Here is a 19,064-nt window from a genome sequence, read left to right as displayed (position 1 = left end):
TGTTTATTTTTTAATAACCGGTAAAAGCTTCCCCAATCGTTTGTCGATAAGGTCTTTCATTAAAGTAATAATCTAAACACTCATTATCCTCAACAGAAATCCGCTCCCTGTCAGGGTATTCAATATAAATGGTATGCTTCTTTTCACGGTGAAAACGGGTCAATACATCTAAAAAACTGTCCTGGGGAGACGCGTAAATTGGTTTAATAGCACGTACAATATTATCTCCTTCGTATCTCTTTAAAAGAAAACGAATAAAAACATAAAAGCGATATTTCCATTCCTTCCAATTTTCCTGTATTAAGAAGAGCCAGATAAGAAAACTGCTTAACGTAAATGGAAAGAAAAGAAGCTGTCCTAAAATGATTATTGCGCATATCACTAAAGAACTGATAATTGTTGTATAATATGCTTTTTTAAAGGTTAAGAAAGTAGTTAAAGCTAAGAAAACAAGCTTTCCGCCGTCCAACGGCCAAATTGGCAGCAGATTAAACAGGAGAATAATTGTATTATAATAAAGTATTAATTCAAAATAATAATCCGGAATTACTCCAGAGGAAGATACGGCATATAAAAAGCCATAAATTAAAATTTGTACAAACGGCCCTGCAATTATAACGATTGCTTCCTCGCGGACAGGGCGAGTGCCGTGTTCATCTGTTTTCATAACTCCGCCAAAAGCCCAAAGTACAATAGATGAAATTCGCCACTTAAACGAAGAAGCAGCGATGTAGTGCCCTAATTCATGGAGAAAAACAATGCTGAAAATAATAGCAAGCTCTGTAAAAGAGCCTGTCAAAAAAGAAATGATAATAAATATCCATAGAATAGGGTGGAAATGAATGAGTTGTATAGAAGTTTTAAGGCTGTTGATCAACCAGAATCACCTGCTCAGGATCAATATATTGGTTCTCTTGCTCAATTGCGAAAAAAACAGATTGATTGCCGCTTTCTTTTCCTAATGCTCCAAGAACTTGACCATTAGAAATATGCTGATATAAGTGAACTTCGATTGAATCTAAAAAACCATACTGCGTTGTAGAACCGTCTGCGTGTTGAATCTTTACCGTTTTATCTGTAGAACGGTCATTTCCAGCAAACACGACAATACCTTCTCCAACTGCTGCCACATTTTCTTCTCCTTCTGTATCAATATAGACACCTTGACCATTTTCATGGAAGTGTTCTGAAATGGTGCCGTTCACCGGAAGATATGTTGAATCGGTAACAACCTCCTCTGTAATCGTACTTGGCCGAAAAGATAAAGGAGTACCAAATACTTCAGAATACCACGCGTTAACTTTTGCAAAAGGAAATTGATTTGTTAAAGTGGAAGTTATCCATTCTCTTGGCTGCTCCATAAAAGGTTTGTCTACTTCAGTAACAAGTGCTGTTCCCAGAAAAAGCGAAACGGACAATAGAGCTTTCACTGCAATACTGGTAATACGGGAATTATTTTCAGGAATTGCTGAATTTGTATGGCTGGAAGATATAGAAGGATAAAAACCGTGAGATTCTTCCATATCCGGTAATGCGTTACTTTGTAAATAATCCTCTTGGTTGCCCTGTTTTGCTCTATTCAGTCCTTTTACTTTCTGACGCATTTCAATTGATTTACGAATTTTTTTTAAGTTTTTATCCATCCATCTCACAATCCTTTTTTAAAGATAGTAATATTAGAAATAAATTTCTTCTTAGATTGGTACAAGTATATATATGCTGAACAAGCTGTCTATATGAGTAAATGCATGAAAGATAAAAACGGACATTACTTAATAATAAATTTTCTTGGCTGCAGCATTAGTCTATTTATAAATTAAGATATAATAACTCAACTTTCGCGCCTAAAAAAATGTACTTATTGTAGTGATAGGTTTTGATCGCTCCTTTCATCTGTCTCTTGACAAAGCATAAACCCTATCTAGAAAGAAGGTAACGTGTATGGACACCGCTGCGGCGGGCCGTTTTGCTTTTCAAGTTAGCTGAAGCCGTCCCCATGGAAAGCGGAGTGGTTGGTTGCAGGAGCTATACACAATCTCCATTTCAAAAGTAAGATAATTTAACAAAATGCAAGCAGGATAATGAAGTACATGTTTAACCTAGAATGGCAAGGTGTAGATGCTTATTCTCAGGTGCGAAAGTTGAGTAATAATAGGTAAGAATATTGAATTATGTATTAGAGGGGAGTGTATTTATATTGAGCAATATAAAAAGTTATCAAGATGAATCAGAGCATAATTCAGATATCATGTTGAATATTGATAAATATTTGAGTAATTCTGTTGATAATGAGGAGGTTCCCGGTGCAGTAATATTAATTGTGAAGGATAAGAAAGTGCAGTTGCATAAAGAGTATGGCTTTTCTCAAATTATACCTTATTCATTGCCAATGAATAAGGTATCGATTTTTGATATAGCCTCATTAACAAAAGTGGTTGCTGTTTGGCCGGCAGTTATGTTCTTGATAGATAAGGGATACATAAATATGAATGATGAATTATTTCGCTTTTATGGGGATGAAATAGATTCAGAACTCAAATATACAACGATATTTCAACATTTAACGCATACTTCCGGTCTTTCTGAGAGAACTTATTTAAAGCAATTTGGCAATAATAAAAAAGACATTATGACAGGACTGTTAAAGGATGGTCTAGAATATCCTCCTGATAAACAGGTTATCTACAGTAACAGGGGTTTTATTATTTTGGGTGATATTATAGAAAAAGTCAGTGGAATGAGCCTTGATCGACTCGTGAAAGAAAATATTTGGGATGTTCTGAATATGAACGATACAATTTTTAATCCAGACCAAAATTTAATTGAAAGAATTGTTTCAACAGAATTTTATCCGGCTGACAATCTGGTTAAGCGTGGAACTGTGCATGATGAGAATGCAGAACTGTTAGACGGAATTGCCGGGCATGCCGGAGTATTTTCAACAGCAGGTGATATAGGCAAATTATGCGCTATGTTATTGAATTCCTTAAGCGGAGAAGAAAATAAAATTATTTCTCAAAAATTAATAAAGGATTCATTTATTAATTACACAACACAATTAAATGAAAGCAGGGGATTAGGCTGGGCAATATTCCATAAATCTGAAAATAGTAAGATTGTCGGGCACTATGGTTTTACCGGTACAACAATATGGATTGATTTAAAGAAAAATATGTATACAGTTCTTCTGACAAACAGAGTCCACCCAAGTAGAGAAAACAAAAATATTCATTCTATACGGGCATATGTGAAGGAGCTTTTAATGAGCGTGAAATAGTTTTTGAAATATAAAAGCTTCCATACTATATTATTGTTAAGAGTTTTTATCTAAGATCATTAAAAAAGGTTGACAATGGAACCCGTAAAATGATAAGATTTATCTGTTATTCTAAGTAGCACCCGTGCTACAACCGCGCAGAACAGGTCTTAAAACTGTAAACTGCAGTACCTGAATGGCGAGTCTGAGTTAAATGAGGAGGTGCATATAAATGTACGCAATTATTGAAACTGGTGGTAAACAAGTTAAAGTAACTGAAGGACAAGAAATCTATGTAGAGAAGGTTGCTGGTGAAGTAAATGACACAGTAACTTTTGAAAAAGTCCTATTCGTCGGAGGAGACGATGTGAAGGTTGGTGCTCCATACGTTGAGGGCGCATCTGTAACAGCTAAGGTTGAAAAGCATGGCCGTCAAAAGAAAATTGATGTTGTGAAGTTCAAGCCTAAAAAGAACTATCATCGTAAACAAGGTCATCGTCAGCCATACACAAAACTTGTAGTTGATAAAATCAGCTTATAAGGATTCTGTTATTCATAATGATTCAAATAACTGTTTTTCAATCAGATAATCAAGTTACAGCATTTGAACTTACTGGACATGCAGAGAGCGGCCCTTATGGATATGATCTTGTATGTGCTGGTGTTTCAGCTGTGACATTTGGCGCTGTGAATGCAATTATGAAGTTATGTGAGACAGACCTCAATATCGATCAGGGAGCTGACGGCGGTTATCTTTCTGTCCAGCTTCCAAAGAATATAAGCTCCGAAAAACTTGAAAAGATACAATGGTTAGTACAGGGGATGATTGTCTCCTTAGAAACTATTGAAGAAAGTTATGGGGAGCACGTTCGACTGAATTTCTCATAAGGAGGTGCATTTTTATGTTACGTCTTGATTTACAATTTTTCGCATCTAAAAAAGGTGTAGGTAGCTCTAAAAACGGTCGTGATTCACAATCAAAACGACTTGGTTCTAAACGTGCTGATGGACAGTTTGTAACTGGCGGTTCAATCCTTTATCGTCAACGCGGTACAAAAATTTATCCAGGTGAGAACGTTGGCCGCGGTGGAGATGACACTCTTTACGCTAAAATCGATGGTGTTGTAAAATTTGAACGCTTCGGTAGAGACCGTAAAAAAGTTAGTGTTTATCCTGTAGCTAAAGAAGCATAATGCTTGGTTAACAGTATAGTTAAGGAACAAAGCAGGCTGTCGAGATAAACTCTCGGCAGCCTGCTTTCATTTCCAGGATATTGTCGTATGCTTCTGTTTTACTGCTTTTGATTTACTGTGTTTTCTGCTATACTCAATTTTAATGAGGTGAAGGAATGGACGAAAAGGAGACAGTTCGTATAATACAAAAATACAGACATGATTTAATGAACCGATTACAAATTGTTTCCGGTTATTTAACTATGGGGAAAGCGGATAAGGCAAAAATGAATTTAGATAATGTTCTGGAATACTATGAAGAAGAACGGAAACTGATGCGGTTGAATGCTGATAAGCTTATGATATGGATTTTACAATTTGAAGATACATATCCTGCCTTTGCGTTAACGTATTATGTAGATTTACTCGAACCTTCTATGAAAAAGATTGATGAGCAGGAGCTTCTTTCATCCTGTGAAAAGCTATTAGCTTTTTTGTCAGAAGCTGCACAAGATTTACTGGTATACGATCTTGTTCTTCATATTGAAGAGCAAGAAACACAATGGGTAATTAGGATGGTTATAAAAGATATCATCCTTGAGAAAATAAGTATTGAGAACATAGAACAGCAACATGGTGTTTCTGTAACACAGGAAAAAGAAAAAACGAATTTTGAATGGAATTTAGCAAAAGAAGAAAGAGGTGATTAGCAATGTTTGTCGATCAGGTGAGTGTATATGTAAAAGCCGGTGATGGCGGAAATGGACTGGTTGCGTACCGTCGTGAGAAATATGTTCCAAAAGGCGGGCCAGCAGGCGGAGACGGCGGGAACGGAGCAAATATTGTCTTTAAAGTAGATGAAGGTTTAAACACATTAATGGATTTCCGATATAACCGCCATTTTAAAGGGAAACGCGGTGAAAATGGCATGAGCAAAACACAGCATGGCAAAAATGCTGCTGCCTATGTTATCCCTGTGCCGCCGGGAACTACGGTAATAGATGAAGATACAGGCGAAGTCATTGCCGATTTAACAAATCACGAGCAAGAGGCTGTAATTGCAAAAGGCGGACGTGGAGGAAGAGGTAACACAAGATTTGCCAGTCCACGTAATCCAGCTCCAGATATGGCTGAAAATGGTGAGCCTGGTCAGGAGCGTAATATTAAAGTTGAGTTGAAACTGATTGCTGATGTGGGATTAGTAGGTTTTCCGAGTGTGGGTAAATCTACATTGCTGTCTGTAGTGAGTGCTGCCAAGCCAAAAGTTGCTGCTTATCATTTTACAACAATTGCTCCTAATTTGGGAGTTGTTGATACAGGAGATCAGCGAAGCTTTGTGATGGCAGATTTGCCCGGCTTAATTGAAGGCGCTTCTCAAGGAGTCGGACTGGGGCATCAATTCCTGCGACATGTAGAGCGTACAAGAGTGATTGTACATGTTATTGATATGGCAGGAACAGAAGGACGCGATCCTTATGAGGACTATGTGAAAATTAATGAAGAGCTTGCTGCATATGATAAGAAGCTTTTAACAAGACCGCAAATCATCGCTGCTAATAAAATGGACATGCCGGATGCTGAAGAAAATTTGAAAGAATTTAAAGAAAAACTTGGAGAAGAGCTCCCTATATATAGAATTTCAGCCGTAACAAAAGATGGCTTGAGAGATTTATTATTTGCAGTGGCAGATAAGCTGGAAGAGATTCCGAAATATGAACAGGAGATAGAACAGGCTGATGAAACAGTTGTCTATCGTTATCAGAAGGAAGAGGATCCTTTCCATATAACAAGAGATCCAGATGGTGCTTTTGTACTTTATGGCCACCGGATCGAGACATTGTTTAAAATGACCGACTTTCAGCACGATGAAGCTGTTCAGCGTTTCTCCCGCCAGCTAAGAGGAATGGGTGTTGACAAGGCACTGCGTGAACGCGGAGCACAAGACGGTGATACTGTCCGACTGTTAGATTACGAATTTGATTTTATTGAGTAACTTTGAAATGACAAACTCCAAGTGCTAAAAACGAAAACTCTAATACTTGAGCCCCTTAACAAAGAAGACTTGCTGATTGCCCGATTACAGGTGCGGACAGGACGATATAGCTGTACTAAGGAGCAGACGGCAAGTTTCGCTATGGTACAATCCGGGCTCAAGTCTTTACATTTTTAAACAGGTACTTTAAAGTTTTTATATTTAGGAGGAAATAAAGTTGACGAGTATTGGTTATTTAGGACCTAAAGGAACATTTACAAAATTAGCAGTAGACGCAACTTTTAATGGTGAGCATAAAGAATCTTTTAAAACAATTCCGGAATGTATCGATGCAGTAGATAAGGGAGAAATTGACATCGGGGTTGTTCCATTAGAAAATGCAATTGAAGGAACAGTACAGCTAACTGTTGATTATTTAATTCATCAAGTGCGAATACCTGTAGTTGGAGAAATCGTTGTACCAATTCAACAGCATTTGCTTGTACGCAGTGATATTATTCGCAAAGTATCAGAAATAGAAGAGGTGCATTCACATAGCCATGCTATAGCGCAATGTCACCAATATCTGCATCAGAATTTAAAAAATGCCAAAATAGCCTTTACGTCTTCAACCGGAAGAGCAGCAGAAATAGTCAGCGGTTCTGACAGGCCTATTGCAGCTATTGGAAATCGTTCAGCTGCTGAAGAGTATGGCCTGGAAATATTTAAAGAAAATATTCATGATTATCCAAATAATCATACCCGTTTTCTAGTTCTTTCTCATCAGCCGGAGAAGGTCAAAATAAAAAGTGAGGCAAAAGGCGAAAAAACAACGTTTCTAATCACTTTACCGAGTGATAAAGCTGGGGCGCTTCATCAAATTCTTTCTGCATTTGCTTGGCGTAAATTGAACTTATCGAAAATCGAGTCCAGACCTACAAAGACTGGTTTAGGCAATTATTTCTTTATTATTGATGTGGATCAGAAATACGATGATGTTTTGCTGCCTGGTGTTAAGGCTGAGCTTGAGGCACTTGGATGTGAGGTAACTATTTTAGGGTCGTATTCCGTTTACAATATCTTATAAATGAAAGCTTTTTATTGATGTTTAAAGCCTCTGATATATAAATTTAATAATCCAAGAAACAGGAAAAAAGTGCTGAACACATGGTATCAGCACTTTTTTCCTGTTTATATTCCTTTTGAATTATCTTTTCTTTTTTCTCTATATGTTTCCAATGTCTTTTCATATTCCTCTGGAGAAGTTTCCAGATACGTTTGCATCCTTTTCTTATTAGGTGTTATTGTCAGGCCTAAGAATTTTCTTTCTTCGTTAGCAATCTTGAAGAAGGATATAACCAGTAAGATAACAACCAGACTGAATGGCAGTGCAGCTATGATTGCGGCTGACTGCAGTGCATCGAGCCCGGTTTCTCCACCTGCTAAGAGAAGAATAAATGCAATAGCTGATAAAGAAACTCCCCAAACGATCTTTACTCTTCCAGCTGGAGTTAAAGATCCAAATGAAGTTTGCATTCCTAAAACGAAGGTTGCTGAGTCTGCTGAAGTGATAAAGAATATTGCCACGAGCAGAACTGCAACAATGGATAACACTGTACCCATAGGGATTTCATTAAAAATGCCAAACAATTGTGTTTCCGGAGGCATATCAAATATATGTGGTGCACTTTGTCCGACAGAAATACCTGTAACTCCAAATACGCTAAACCATAAAATACCAATAATGGTCGGTACAAGAAGGACAGCTAAAATAAATTCGCGAATTGTCCGTCCTTTGGAAACCCGTGCAATAAAAATTCCTACAAATGGGCTCCAGCTCATCCACCAGCCCCAGTAATAAATAGTCCATTGAGACATCCATTCACTTTTTTGCTGATTCAGCGGAGCAACATCTAATGCGTTATACATAAAGTTTTGCAGATAAGCACCAGTACCGCTCGTCATCATATTTAATATTAAAATAGTTGGCCCAACAATTAATATGATAAGAAATAAAATTCCGGCTAATACCATGTTGACATTACTCAGGTATTGAATTCCTTTACTTAATCCGCTCCATGCACTGATTAAGAACAATACAGTTACCACAGCAATAATTATTGCTTGTACAAAAATATTATTAGGTATGCCGAATAAGTAGTTTAAACCGCCGTTAATCTGCATAGCGCCTACACCTAGTGATACTGCAACACCGATAACAGTTGCGAAAACTGCCAGGACATCTACTAGAGTACCTAATGGACCATCAACCCGATCGTGGAATAACGGGCGCAATGCTTTAGATAAAAGCCCGACCTCTCCTTTTCTAAACTGCGAATATGCAAGCGAAAGGGCAACAACACCGTATATAGCCCAAGCATGAAAGCCATAATGTAAAAAGGTTGAACGCATAGCTTCAAGCATAGCTTCATTTGTTTCTGGATCCTCTGTAGGTGGTGCAAGATAATGTGAAACAGGTTCAGATGCACCATAGAACACTAATCCAATACCCATTCCAGCACTAAATAACATTGCAAGCCAGGAGATTGTTTTAAATTCCGGTTTATCCTTTGGTTTTCCTAATTTTAAAGTTCCAATTGGGCTGAAAATAAGAAATACACAAAAGAATACAAGTATAGTTGTAAGAATCATGTAGTACCAGCCAAAATTTTCAGTAATCCAGGATGATATATTACCGGCAACTTGTCCAAATCCATCCGGAAATACTGCTCCAATAATTACTAAAATGCCAATTAAAATAGAGGCATATAGAAAAACATTGGACATTTTTCTTTTCTTTGAGATTTTACTCATAATTTGCTCCTTCCTGTATTTAAACAATCTATAAATACAAAATTTAATATTGTATTTTTTAGACTTTCACATCCTAACAAGTATCCAAAATAAAATCAAATGCTTTGAAGATACCAATGAAACTAAAAACGTACGTTATATCAGTCATAAAAAGGACAGTATGAAATAAATCTTTGTGTCTTTTCGGCAATGACAAGATAGTTGTTATAGAATATGCTATTACCTCTCTATACCTTTATTAAGTAAAAAATAAACTTGTGGTATCAGGCAGTACAATCTTTTTAATCAAAAACAGCATGAATGATTTGAAATAAAATTGCTGTTTTTAGTATGCGCAATTTTAACTTTTACATTTATAAAGTGGATAAGTCAGGTTTTTCTTTTTCCATTTAAAGCACTTAAAACTAAAAAACAGCTTCGTAAACATTCATAAGCCCAGTGTGCAACTTTTTTCTATTATGTGCATATGCTGATATAGAGCATTAGCCCATTTCAATTATGAAAGGGAAAGGAGTTCGTTACTTTTGAAAATACACATTGTACAGCTTGGAGATACGTTATGGAATTTGGCGGAGAAGTATAATGCTTCTTTTGAGGAATTGAAAAAGGTAAACTCACACTTAGCTAATCCGGAAAAGCTTATGCCTGGAATGAAAATAAAAATACCAGGGGCAACAAAACAAGTGCAAAAAGGAACATCAAAAAAGGAACAAATGACACCGGTGTCCAAGAAGGAAAAGACAACCAAAAAAGAGCAAAAGACATTACCTTCTAAAGAAGAGGTAAAATCTGCAAAAAAAGAACAGACAAAACCGGTCCAGAAAGAAGAAAAGAAAAAAACAGAGCATCCATATAAACAAAAGACACCGACACCAATCGCTGTATTAAAAGAAGATGATCAAAAAGAAAAGAAAAAAGAACAATTTGAAGCAGTTATGCCCAAAATGCCCAAGGTTCCTTCTATGCCCATTTTAGAAAAGGAACCAAAATCGATGCAGAAACCGATAAAGAAAGAAGAACCTCCTAAAAAGCAGCAAAAAGAAAAAACTGCACCAAGCATGGAGCAGCCTGCCGGTAAAGAAGTACCACAACAGCAGGAGGCCTTTGAGTTTGAAGCTTATCAGCATCCACCAGCAATCCCTTGTGAACCAGTGCCTTTTTGTCCACCAATGATGCCGGTATTTTTCATGCCTTGTCCACCGATGCCTCATTTTAATCCGTATGGTATGCACCCGGGGATGCAGCAGGGATTTCCAATGATGCCCCCTATGCATGCAGGTGGAGACTGCGGCTGTGGGGGGAATCAGAATCAATCAGGGCCGATGCAGGCTACTTTCAACCCGGTACCAATGGGATTCAATGAAATGCAATATGAAGGTGGACATCAGCAGTTTCAAGGGATGATGCCTTATCAGCCGGAACAGACTGTAAATCAGATGAATCGGCAAGGACCTGCACCTGATATATATACATCAGCAAATAACGCAACAGCTTCCAAGCAGACTATGGATAATAGTCCTGTCTCACCTGACAAACCAAGCCAGATGCCGACATCGGCATCATTTATGGATGATATAAGAAGGGATCCAGGGGTTGCAGAGAATCGGCAGTATGCTTATTTTAACCCGACACCATTATCCAATTCACCAGAAAATTCATTCTATCCAAAGCCGCCATTCTTTCCTGAACAGTCTAAAGATAAGCATGATTCCAGTTCATAACAGCATTAAATTAGATGTCTAAAAAGTCCTTCCTTATCCATACTAACAGTATAAGGGAGGATTTTATTATGCTGAAAATACAATATATGATTTATGCGATATCCATTTTATTATTACTGACAGGCTGTACAGGTACATCTACAGAAAGAAATGCAAGCAAAGAACAGCCTGTTCAGCCAATTCACTATGAGGAAAATAAAGGACAGGTACCCTCAGAAAACAATGCTGAAAGGCAAAATGAACCGCCATCATTAGAATCCTTTGATAAAGAAGAGTCAGCAGCATTTCAAGAATTACTTCGGGAGAATGTAGATGTGGAAGATGTACAGGTTGTTACAACAGAGGATCGTGTTGTTGTTGCAATTCAAATGAAAAAAGGGACAGATAATCGTGACTTTGAGGAAGTAAGTGACGATATAGAGCATATTTTGCATACAGATAAAAAGCTGTTTATTTATAACAATGTAGCGAAATGGGAACGGGTAAAAGATTTTAATGCACGTAATGAAGGGAATCAGATGGGGGAAGATATGGAACGTCTGTTTCAAAATCTTTTTGAATAGTTATGGCGAAAAGATGGTTTTCCTTTTCTGATGGGACTTTTTTTGATATAGTAAAAAAAGAGTTTCGAGAGAGGAGTATGTCTAATGGCTGGACATTCCAAGTGGAAAAATATACAAAAGAGAAAAAACGCACAAGATGCAAAAAAAGGTAAAATTTTTATGAGGCATGCAAAAGATATCTATCTTGCTGCGAAAAGCGGTGGAGGAGATATGGATACCAATGCTGCTTTAAGAACAGCTGTTGATAAAGCAAAGGCTGATAATATGCCAAATGATAATATAGAGAGAAATATTAAAAAAGCAACTGGTACGCTGGATGGCGCCACTTACGAGGAAATTACGTATGAAGGGTACGGACCCGGCGGAGTTGCTGTGATTGTAAATGTATTAACTGATAATAAAAATCGTACCGCTGCTGAAATTAGACATGCTTTTAAAAAGAATGGCGGAAACCTTGGTGAAAATGGAAGTGTATCCTTTATGTTTGACCGTAAAGGCTATATTGTCGTTGAAAATGCAGATGGCTCTATTGATGAAGATACAATTACTTTAGATGCACTGGAAGCAGGAGCAGAAGATGTCAGCGTAGAGGATGGAGCTTATGAAATCTTCACGAGCCCTGAGGATTACCAAGATGTGGTCTCTTATTTAGAAGAACAGTCCTACAAACTGGCTGATGCAGAAGTCACTTTAATTCCACAAAATTTCAATTCTCTGTCTTCGGAAGATGAAGAGAAAATGATGAAGCTGGTGGATGCGCTGGAAGAAAGCGAAGACGTACAGGATGTTCATCATAATCTGGAATCGAATGAATAAACTTCTATTTATGAATAGAAGTTTATTCATTGATTTGTCCAGAACAAAAGGAGCTTAAAATGATTGCATATATAAATGGAAAACTTAGTTCAATAAAAGAAAATGCTGTCATTGTGGATGTGCATGGGATTGGGTATGAGATTATTTGTCCCAATCCTTATATATTTGAACCGCAAATGAATCAGCAAGTCCAAATACATACGTATCATCACGTCAGAGAGGATGCGCAAATCTTATTCGGTTTTCGAAATACAGATGAGAAATACTTATTTACCAAGCTTATCTCTGTTTCAGGGATTGGTCCTAAAGGAGCTTTAGCAATTTTAGCCGGTGTAAATATTCATGGATTTATTGCAGCAGTGGAAAATGAAGATGAAAAGTTTTTAACAACCTTTCCAGGGGTAGGGAAGAAAACCGCGCGTCAAATTATTTTAGACTTAAAAGGAAAACTGGTGAACGACTTTGCAATAGGAAGTACAGCTGAGGAATCTGAAGAAGTAAGCAGCACACAAGAGCGGCAAATCGTGTCTGAAGCACTAGACGCTTTAAAGTCATTAGGCTTTACACCGAATGAACTGAAGAAAATTACACCGCAGTTGAAGTCGGACAGTACATTAAAAAATACAGACGAAGTCATCCGCAAAGCATTTAGTCTATTAGCAAAATAGAAGGGAGTGTTATTATTGGATGAACGTATGATAGATGGAAATCTACATGAAGAAGATGTATCCATCGAGCAAAGCCTGAGACCATTGCAATTAGATGATTATATTGGACAGTCTAAGGTAAAGGAAAATTTAAGTATATTTATTCAGGCTGCAAAAATGCGCGAAGAGCCGCTTGATCATGTATTACTATATGGACCGCCGGGACTCGGAAAAACAACGTTAGCCTCTATTATTGCTAATGAGATGGGTGTTCAATTCAGATCTACTTCTGGTCCTGCCATTGAGAGAGCAGGAGATTTAGCAGCAATTCTTTCTTCCCTGGAGCCGGGAGATGTATTATTTATTGATGAAGTACATCGGCTTCCGAGATCAGTTGAAGAAGTGCTGTATCCAGCAATGGAAGACTTTTTTATCGATATTGTCATAGGCAGTGGTCCAAGTGCGCGTAGTGTCCGGATTGATTTGCCGCCTTTTACATTAGTAGGAGCAACAACACGGTCAGGGCTGTTAAGCGCGCCGCTGCGTGACAGATTTGGTGTTCTTAGTCGGCTGGAATATTATGAAGTAGCCGACCTGCGCCGGATTGTAATGCGCACAGCCGATATATTTCATATGACAATTTCAGAAGATGCGGCAGTAGAAATTGCCCGCAGATCCAGAGGAACACCCCGTATTGCAAACCGATTACTGAAAAGAGTACGTGATATCTCACAGGTGAAGGGCGAAACAGAGATTAGCTTTGAAACAACCAGGCAGGCCTTGAAAATGCTGCAAGTCGATGATGCAGGATTGGATCATATTGACCATAAGCTGTTAAAAGCAATTATTGAAGGGTTTAACGGCGGGCCTGTTGGACTAGACACGATTGCAGCGACAATTGGCGAGGAATCGCAAACCATCGAAGAAGTATATGAGCCCTTTCTGCTTCAATTAGGTTTTATCCAGCGGACTCCAAGAGGAAGACGGGTTACGGCTAAAGCTTATGAGCATCTTGGCATTCCAATCGTAAATGGAGAAGAATAATGGGGAAAGTATTTATTATTGCAGGGATTGTTCTGATTGTAATTGGTTTACTTTGGTCATTTATCGGGAGACTGCCAGGTGATTTCACATTTCAAAAAGGAAATATGACCTTTCATTTCCCGTTAATGACTTCTATTCTTGTTAGTGTTGTACTAACTCTGATCCTATTTATTATAAGCAGATTTAGATAAGGTTCGATAGCTACGATAAGACGAAAGTAAGGGGATAGACATGAATATAGAAGATTTTGACTTTGATCTGCCTGAAGAATTAATTGCGCAGACACCTTTGAAGGATCGGACAGCATCCAGACTTTGTGTTTTGGATAAACAGACCGGTCAAATACAGCACCAGCATTTTTCAGATATAATAAATTATCTGCATGCAGGTGATTGTCTCGTTTTAAACGATACCAAGGTATTGCCGGCGCGTTTGTATGGAGTAAAAGAAGATACAGGTGCAAAAATAGAAGTTCTTTTACTGCATCAAGAAGAGAACGACAATTGGGAAGTGTTAGTAAAACCTGCTAAGAAAGTTAAAGAAGGAACAGTCATTGATTTTGGAGACGGATTGTTAAAAGCTGTTTGTACAGATATTAAAAAGCATGGCGGGCGTACAGTGAAATTTTCTTACGACGGGATTTTTTATGAAATATTAGATGAACTGGGTGAAATGCCCCTGCCGCCATATATTAAGGAACAGCTTTCGGAAAAAGACCGTTACCAGACTGTTTACGCAAAAGAAAAAGGGTCCGCTGCTGCTCCGACTGCCGGGTTACACTTTACCAACGAATTATTACAACAAATAAAGGATAAAGGTGTCGAGGTTATTTTTATCACACTACATGTCGGTTTGGGTACATTTCGTCCGGTTAGTGTAGATTCTGTTGAAGAGCACACGATGCACAGTGAATTCTACCGCATGTCTCAGAAGGCCAGTGAATCATTAAATAATGCTAAAGCAGAGGGAAGAAGAATTATTTCAGTTGGAACCACTTCAACTCGTACACTGGAAACAATTGCTCGTGATAATAATGGAGCCTTTGTGGAAACGAGCGGCTGGACTGACATTTTTATTTATCCACCATATCAATATCAGGCAATTGATGGATTGATTACGAATTTTCATCTGCCTAAATCAACGCTTATTATGCTGGTAAGTGCGCTGGCAGGAAAAGATGAGGTGCTTCATGCATATCGAGAGGCTGTAAGGGAGCGTTACCGCTTTTTCAGCTTTGGGGACGCTATGCTAATTATCTAGCTTTATCGGGTATAAATGCGTTATGATATGTTTAGACTGAAAAAAAGGAAGAGAAATCATGATACCTATAACGTATGAATTAATAAAAACAGATAAACAGACTGGAGCAAGGCTTGGACGTGTGCATACTCCGCACGGATCTTTTGATACACCGACCTTTATGCCTGTCGGAACACTGGCAACTGTAAAAACGATGAGTCCTGAGGAATTAAGCTCTATGCAGGCAAATATAATACTTTCTAACACGTATCATTTATGGCTGCGTCCGGGAGAAGATATTATTGAAGAAGCTGGCGGCTTGCACAAGTTTATGAATTGGGATAAAGCAATTTTGACTGATTCGGGCGGATTTCAGGTCTTCAGCTTAAGTGATATGAGACAAATAGAAGAAAAAGGTGTTCATTTCCGTAATCATTTAAATGGAGAGAAGCTATTTTTATCTCCTGAAAAAGCAATGCATATTCAAAATGCATTAGGATCAGATATTATGATGGCATTTGATGAATGTCCGCCTTATCCAGCTACCTATGATTATATGAAATCTTCAGTGGAGCGGACTTCCAGATGGGCTGAACGTTGTCTGGAGGCTCATAAACGGCCAGATATTCAAGGACTCTTCGGTATTGTTCAAGGTGGAGAATATGAAGAATTAAGAAGGCAGAGTGCGAGTGAATTAGTTTCACTTGATTTTCCCGGGTATGCTATTGGCGGATTATCCGTTGGAGAGCCAAAGGATGTTATGAATCAGGTTCTTGAGTTCACAACACCATTATTACCGGCAAATAAACCGAGATATTTAATGGGGGTGGGATCGCCGGATGCTTTAATTGATGGAGCTATCCGCGGTGTGGATATGTTTGACTGCGTATTGCCGACCCGAATTGCCAGAAATGGAACTTGCATGACATCTCATGGCAGATTAGTGGTTAGAAATGCAAAATATGCACGTGATTTTTCACCGATTGATGAAAATTGTGACTGTCATGTTTGTAAAAATTATACGAGAGCTTACATTCGTCACTTGATAAAATGTAACGAAACATTTGGATTCCGACTTACGACTTATCATAACCTGCATTTTCTGTTAAAATTAATGGAGCAAGTTCGAACTGCTATAAAAGAAGATCGACTTGGTGATTTCAAAGAGTCATTCTTTGAACAATATGGATTGAATCAAGAAAATCCAAAGAACTTTTAGGAAGGAGATGGAACATATGGGAGCTGAAATGATTACACCAATTTTATGGATTGTACTTATGTTTGCTATTTTTTATTTCTTACTTATTCGCCCGCAGCAAAAGCGTCAGAAGCAAGTAAGAGAAATGCAGGATAGTCTTCAAAAAGGCAACTCAATCGTAACAATCGGCGGATTACATGCGAAAATCCATGCCATTGATGAAGGCACAATCGTGCTAATTACTGATGAAGGCACAAAATTAACGTATGACCGTTCTGCAATCAGAGAAATAAAACAAGAAGCATAATGCATGAAGAAAGCTAATGGACAATCATTAGCTTTTTTTCATGCATTCATTATATGCTGTACAAACTAGTTTTCTTCCACAGGATTTGAAAAATTAACTCCGATAATCCCTCCTAATATTGCTGCAATCAGGTAGAATCCATGGTACATTGCTTGAGTTAGCGAGAAGCCCTGCTGATAACCGAGAAATTGAACTAAAAAAACAAATCCGGTAAATCCCAATCCAATCAATACACCTAAAAGCCAACCCTTTGCTTTTCCCTTTAAACCAGTAATTACTCCACAGACGAATAGAATAAGCAGTCCAATGATAAAAGTGACTAAAGATAAGGTTGCTTCTTTCATATCCAGAAATTTCAAAAGCAAACCTAACGTAAAACTTGAAAGAAAAAGTAACCCGAATAATATAATCCAACCGTAGAATAAAGATGTCCATTGAATTTTTTCCATTCATTCATCTCCTCTAAGTTTGTCCTTTCTTCTAAATTTATGCTTGTATTTTTTATTTAGAAGAAATATTTAAAAGAGAGATACCGAGCTGTTAGAGAAAACTATTTGCTGATGTTTAGATAATCATTTATAGGCAAAATAAAACCAAGTAGTTAATTCTATCAAATAAAATCATTTCTTTTTCGAGAAAAACGGCAGTTGTCTTAATTCTTCTTTACGAATAAAACCTAATAGAAGCAGTAATATAAAATAAATTATTACGATAATTAAAAGCAGCAGGATGAATGAGATCAGGTTTGTGTCACCCGTGTAAAATTGGTTTTTAATATAATAGGTCAGAAGAAAAGTTGCTCCACATAATATAATCATGCGGATAATATCCTTCCAGGCAGGAAAATAATTAATTTCTCTTCTTAGTACCCCGATATGAAGAAACGTAACAAGAACAACATTCACGCAGATAGCAACTGCGGCTCCCTTAATCCCTAAATTTGAACTTGTTGCCAATAAGATCATGACGCCAAATTTTAAGATAACCCCTATCAACGAATTCCACATAGCCGGTCGTGCTAAATCGAGAGCTTGTAAAGCTGCCTGCAGTGGAGCCTGAATGTATAAAAACAGGAAAAAAGGTGCCATGATAATTAGTAGGGATGCTGCTGAATCAGAACGATACATAAGGTTAAGTAAATCAGAAGCAAATAAGGTCATGATAATAGTAGCTACAGCTCCTGATGCAAAAGATATCCGGATAGATTGATGTATGCGGTTATGAATCAATTCTGTTTGATTTTTTGCTCCTGCCTCAGAAATGGATGGCACAAGGGCAATAGAGAGAGAGCTTGTAATAAATGTCGGCAAAAATAATAAAGGCATCGTGTAGCCCATTAATTCACCATACTGCTTTGTTGCAGCTGCGGCAGTGACACCTGCGAGTGCAAGAGATTGGACAATAATGATCGGATCGAGGAAATTTGAAATAGAACCAATCATTCTGTTTCCCAAAGTTGGCATGGAAATAGATAATAGTTCTTTTGCTGTTGATTTTCCGGATAGAACAGTTTCTGTAAAATGTTTTCGTATTTTCAGCTTTCTTTTTTGACGAAATTTTCGGATCATGTATAAGAGCGAAGCAAATTCACCAATAATAATACTGAACATAGCACCTGCTGCGGCATATTCAATTCCATAAGGCAAAAGAATATAAATAAATACACCAACAAATGTAATCCGTACAATTTGTTCGAGTACTTGGGCAATACTTTGGGGCTTCATATTCTGTTTTCCTTGAAAATAGCCCCTTAAAACTGCTGATACAGCGGCAATTGGAATAATAGGACTAATGACAATTAAAGGGAGTAATACACGGCTGTCTGTAAATAAGGTGACAGATAAAATTGGCGCAGCCAGAATCAAAAGCACTGTAAACAGGACACTTGCACTTAAAGTAATAGCCAGCGAGACGGCAACAATTTGTTTTATTTTTTTAGAATCATTTTGTGCATCTGCTTCCGCTACACGTTTAGAAATAGCCACTGGAAGCCCGAATTGTGTCAGGGTCATAACTAAAAATAGAGTTGGCAGAGCCATCATATAAAGACCGACACCTTCTTCTCCCATAAAACGTGCTACGACCATCCGGTTAATGAAACCCATAAACCGGGTAAGCATGCCTGCAATAATTAGAATCAATGCTCCTTGGATAAAGGTTTGTTTCGTCATTCGAGTTGCCCCGCCTTCTCAAAAAAATAATTTTGATATACAATGATATATATGCTGGGTAATGGACAAACCATGACAGTTGAATTGGGTCAAGCAATGAATAATGCAGCAAAAGTGCTCAGGTTTTCCTATATAGCACTGTTT

The 19,064-nt window shown here is 37.8% G+C and carries 21 protein-coding genes and 1 other annotated feature; of the genes, 16 read left to right on the top strand and 5 right to left on the bottom strand.

Going from position 1 to position 19,064, the window contains the following annotated elements; all coding sequences use genetic code 11:
• Positions 1-10: 10 nt before the first annotated feature.
• Positions 11-877, bottom strand: coding sequence for a M50 family metallopeptidase (locus OSO01_RS01215; RefSeq protein ID WP_307725827.1), 867 nt, complete (start codon positions 875-877; stop codon positions 11-13).
• Positions 861-1,643, bottom strand: coding sequence for a M23 family metallopeptidase (locus OSO01_RS01210; RefSeq protein ID WP_147207907.1), 783 nt, complete (start codon positions 1,641-1,643; stop codon positions 861-863). Before OSO01_RS01210 ends, OSO01_RS01215 begins: the two co-directional genes overlap by 17 nt.
• A 554-nt stretch (positions 1,644-2,197) precedes the next feature.
• On the opposite strand from OSO01_RS01210, the gene OSO01_RS01205 reads away from it, so the two are divergent.
• From OSO01_RS01205 to pheA, 7 genes are all read left to right on the top strand, one after another.
• Positions 2,198-3,277, top strand: a complete 1,080-nt coding sequence (locus tag OSO01_RS01205; RefSeq protein WP_147207906.1) for a serine hydrolase domain-containing protein — start codon at positions 2,198-2,200, stop codon at positions 3,275-3,277.
• Between the two features lie 121 nt (positions 3,278-3,398).
• Positions 3,399-3,473 (top strand) — a sequence feature (ribosomal protein L21 leader region).
• 15 nt (positions 3,474-3,488) lie between these two features.
• Positions 3,489-3,797 carry a 50S ribosomal protein L21 gene (rplU, locus tag OSO01_RS01200; RefSeq protein WP_147207905.1) on the top strand — a complete coding sequence of 103 codons (309 nt, stop codon included), beginning with the start codon at positions 3,489-3,491 and terminating at the stop codon, positions 3,795-3,797.
• Between the two features lie 17 nt (positions 3,798-3,814).
• Positions 3,815-4,144: a ribosomal-processing cysteine protease Prp gene (locus OSO01_RS01195; RefSeq protein WP_147207904.1), complete on the top strand. Its 330-nt coding sequence runs from the start codon at positions 3,815-3,817 to the stop codon at positions 4,142-4,144.
• Between the two features lie 14 nt (positions 4,145-4,158).
• Positions 4,159-4,449 carry a 50S ribosomal protein L27 gene (rpmA, locus tag OSO01_RS01190; RefSeq protein WP_147207903.1) on the top strand — a complete coding sequence of 97 codons (291 nt, stop codon included), beginning with the start codon at positions 4,159-4,161 and terminating at the stop codon, positions 4,447-4,449.
• Between the two features lie 155 nt (positions 4,450-4,604).
• Positions 4,605-5,138 carry a Spo0B domain-containing protein gene (locus OSO01_RS01185; protein WP_147207902.1) on the top strand — a complete coding sequence of 178 codons (534 nt, stop codon included), beginning with the start codon at positions 4,605-4,607 and terminating at the stop codon, positions 5,136-5,138.
• A 2-nt stretch (positions 5,139-5,140) separates the two neighbouring features.
• A complete protein-coding gene (gene obgE, locus OSO01_RS01180) occupies positions 5,141-6,421 on the top strand; it encodes a GTPase ObgE (RefSeq protein ID WP_147207901.1) in 1,281 nt (426 codons plus the stop codon).
• Positions 6,422-6,638: 217 nt separating this feature from the next.
• The gene (pheA, locus tag OSO01_RS01175; RefSeq protein WP_147207900.1) at positions 6,639-7,487 is read left to right on the top strand and encodes a prephenate dehydratase; all 849 of its coding nucleotides are present in this window, start codon (positions 6,639-6,641) and stop codon (positions 7,485-7,487) included.
• A 104-nt stretch (positions 7,488-7,591) separates the two neighbouring features.
• On the opposite strand, the gene OSO01_RS01170 is transcribed toward pheA, so the two are convergent.
• The gene (locus tag OSO01_RS01170) at positions 7,592-9,214 is read right to left on the bottom strand and encodes a BCCT family transporter (protein WP_147207899.1); all 1,623 of its coding nucleotides are present in this window, start codon (positions 9,212-9,214) and stop codon (positions 7,592-7,594) included.
• Between the two features lie 524 nt (positions 9,215-9,738).
• Here OSO01_RS01170 and safA point away from each other — a divergent pair.
• The 9 genes from safA (at position 9,739) to yajC (ending at position 16,749) form a co-directional block, all read left to right on the top strand.
• The gene (safA, locus tag OSO01_RS23525) at positions 9,739-10,935 is read left to right on the top strand and encodes a SafA/ExsA family spore coat assembly protein (RefSeq protein ID WP_222595710.1); all 1,197 of its coding nucleotides are present in this window, start codon (positions 9,739-9,741) and stop codon (positions 10,933-10,935) included.
• A 68-nt stretch (positions 10,936-11,003) separates the two neighbouring features.
• A complete protein-coding gene (locus tag OSO01_RS01160) occupies positions 11,004-11,498 on the top strand; it encodes a YhcN/YlaJ family sporulation lipoprotein (protein WP_186813509.1) in 495 nt (164 codons plus the stop codon).
• Positions 11,499-11,582: 84 nt separating this feature from the next.
• A complete protein-coding gene (locus tag OSO01_RS01155; RefSeq protein ID WP_147207897.1) occupies positions 11,583-12,314 on the top strand; it encodes a YebC/PmpR family DNA-binding transcriptional regulator in 732 nt (243 codons plus the stop codon).
• Between the two features lie 59 nt (positions 12,315-12,373).
• Positions 12,374-12,982, top strand: coding sequence for a Holliday junction branch migration protein RuvA (ruvA, locus tag OSO01_RS01150; RefSeq protein ID WP_147207896.1), 609 nt, complete (start codon positions 12,374-12,376; stop codon positions 12,980-12,982).
• A gap of 15 nt (positions 12,983-12,997) precedes the next feature.
• A complete protein-coding gene (gene ruvB, locus OSO01_RS01145; protein ID WP_147207895.1) occupies positions 12,998-14,005 on the top strand; it encodes a Holliday junction branch migration DNA helicase RuvB in 1,008 nt (335 codons plus the stop codon).
• Positions 14,005-14,196 (top strand): DUF2905 domain-containing protein, encoded by a 192-nt coding sequence (locus OSO01_RS01140; RefSeq protein ID WP_147207894.1) that lies wholly within the window; start codon positions 14,005-14,007, stop codon positions 14,194-14,196. The genes ruvB and OSO01_RS01140 overlap by 1 nt, the downstream gene beginning before the upstream one ends.
• Before the next feature lie 40 nt (positions 14,197-14,236).
• The gene (queA, locus tag OSO01_RS01135) at positions 14,237-15,265 is read left to right on the top strand and encodes a tRNA preQ1(34) S-adenosylmethionine ribosyltransferase-isomerase QueA (protein ID WP_147207893.1); all 1,029 of its coding nucleotides are present in this window, start codon (positions 14,237-14,239) and stop codon (positions 15,263-15,265) included.
• 58 nt (positions 15,266-15,323) lie between these two features.
• The gene (gene tgt, locus OSO01_RS01130) at positions 15,324-16,463 is read left to right on the top strand and encodes a tRNA guanosine(34) transglycosylase Tgt (RefSeq protein ID WP_147207892.1); all 1,140 of its coding nucleotides are present in this window, start codon (positions 15,324-15,326) and stop codon (positions 16,461-16,463) included.
• Positions 16,464-16,479: 16 nt separating this feature from the next.
• Positions 16,480-16,749: a preprotein translocase subunit YajC gene (yajC, locus tag OSO01_RS01125; protein WP_246144997.1), complete on the top strand. Its 270-nt coding sequence runs from the start codon at positions 16,480-16,482 to the stop codon at positions 16,747-16,749.
• Positions 16,750-16,814: 65 nt separating this feature from the next.
• Here yajC and OSO01_RS01120 read toward each other — a convergent pair whose 3' ends face one another.
• Both OSO01_RS01120 and spoVB read right to left on the bottom strand, forming a co-directional pair.
• Positions 16,815-17,198 (bottom strand): TIGR04086 family membrane protein, encoded by a 384-nt coding sequence (locus OSO01_RS01120; protein ID WP_147207891.1) that lies wholly within the window; start codon positions 17,196-17,198, stop codon positions 16,815-16,817.
• 171 nt (positions 17,199-17,369) lie between these two features.
• The gene (gene spoVB, locus OSO01_RS01115) at positions 17,370-18,920 is read right to left on the bottom strand and encodes a stage V sporulation protein B (RefSeq protein WP_147207890.1); all 1,551 of its coding nucleotides are present in this window, start codon (positions 18,918-18,920) and stop codon (positions 17,370-17,372) included.
• Between the last annotated feature and the right edge of the window lie 144 nt (positions 18,921-19,064).

The sequence above is a fragment of the Oceanobacillus sojae genome (assembly GCF_007991515.1).
Lineage (GTDB): Bacteria > Bacillota > Bacilli > Bacillales > Amphibacillaceae > Oceanobacillus > Oceanobacillus sojae.
Note: the sequence above shows the minus strand (reverse complement) of the source record. Positions and strands in the feature narration are given on the sequence as shown.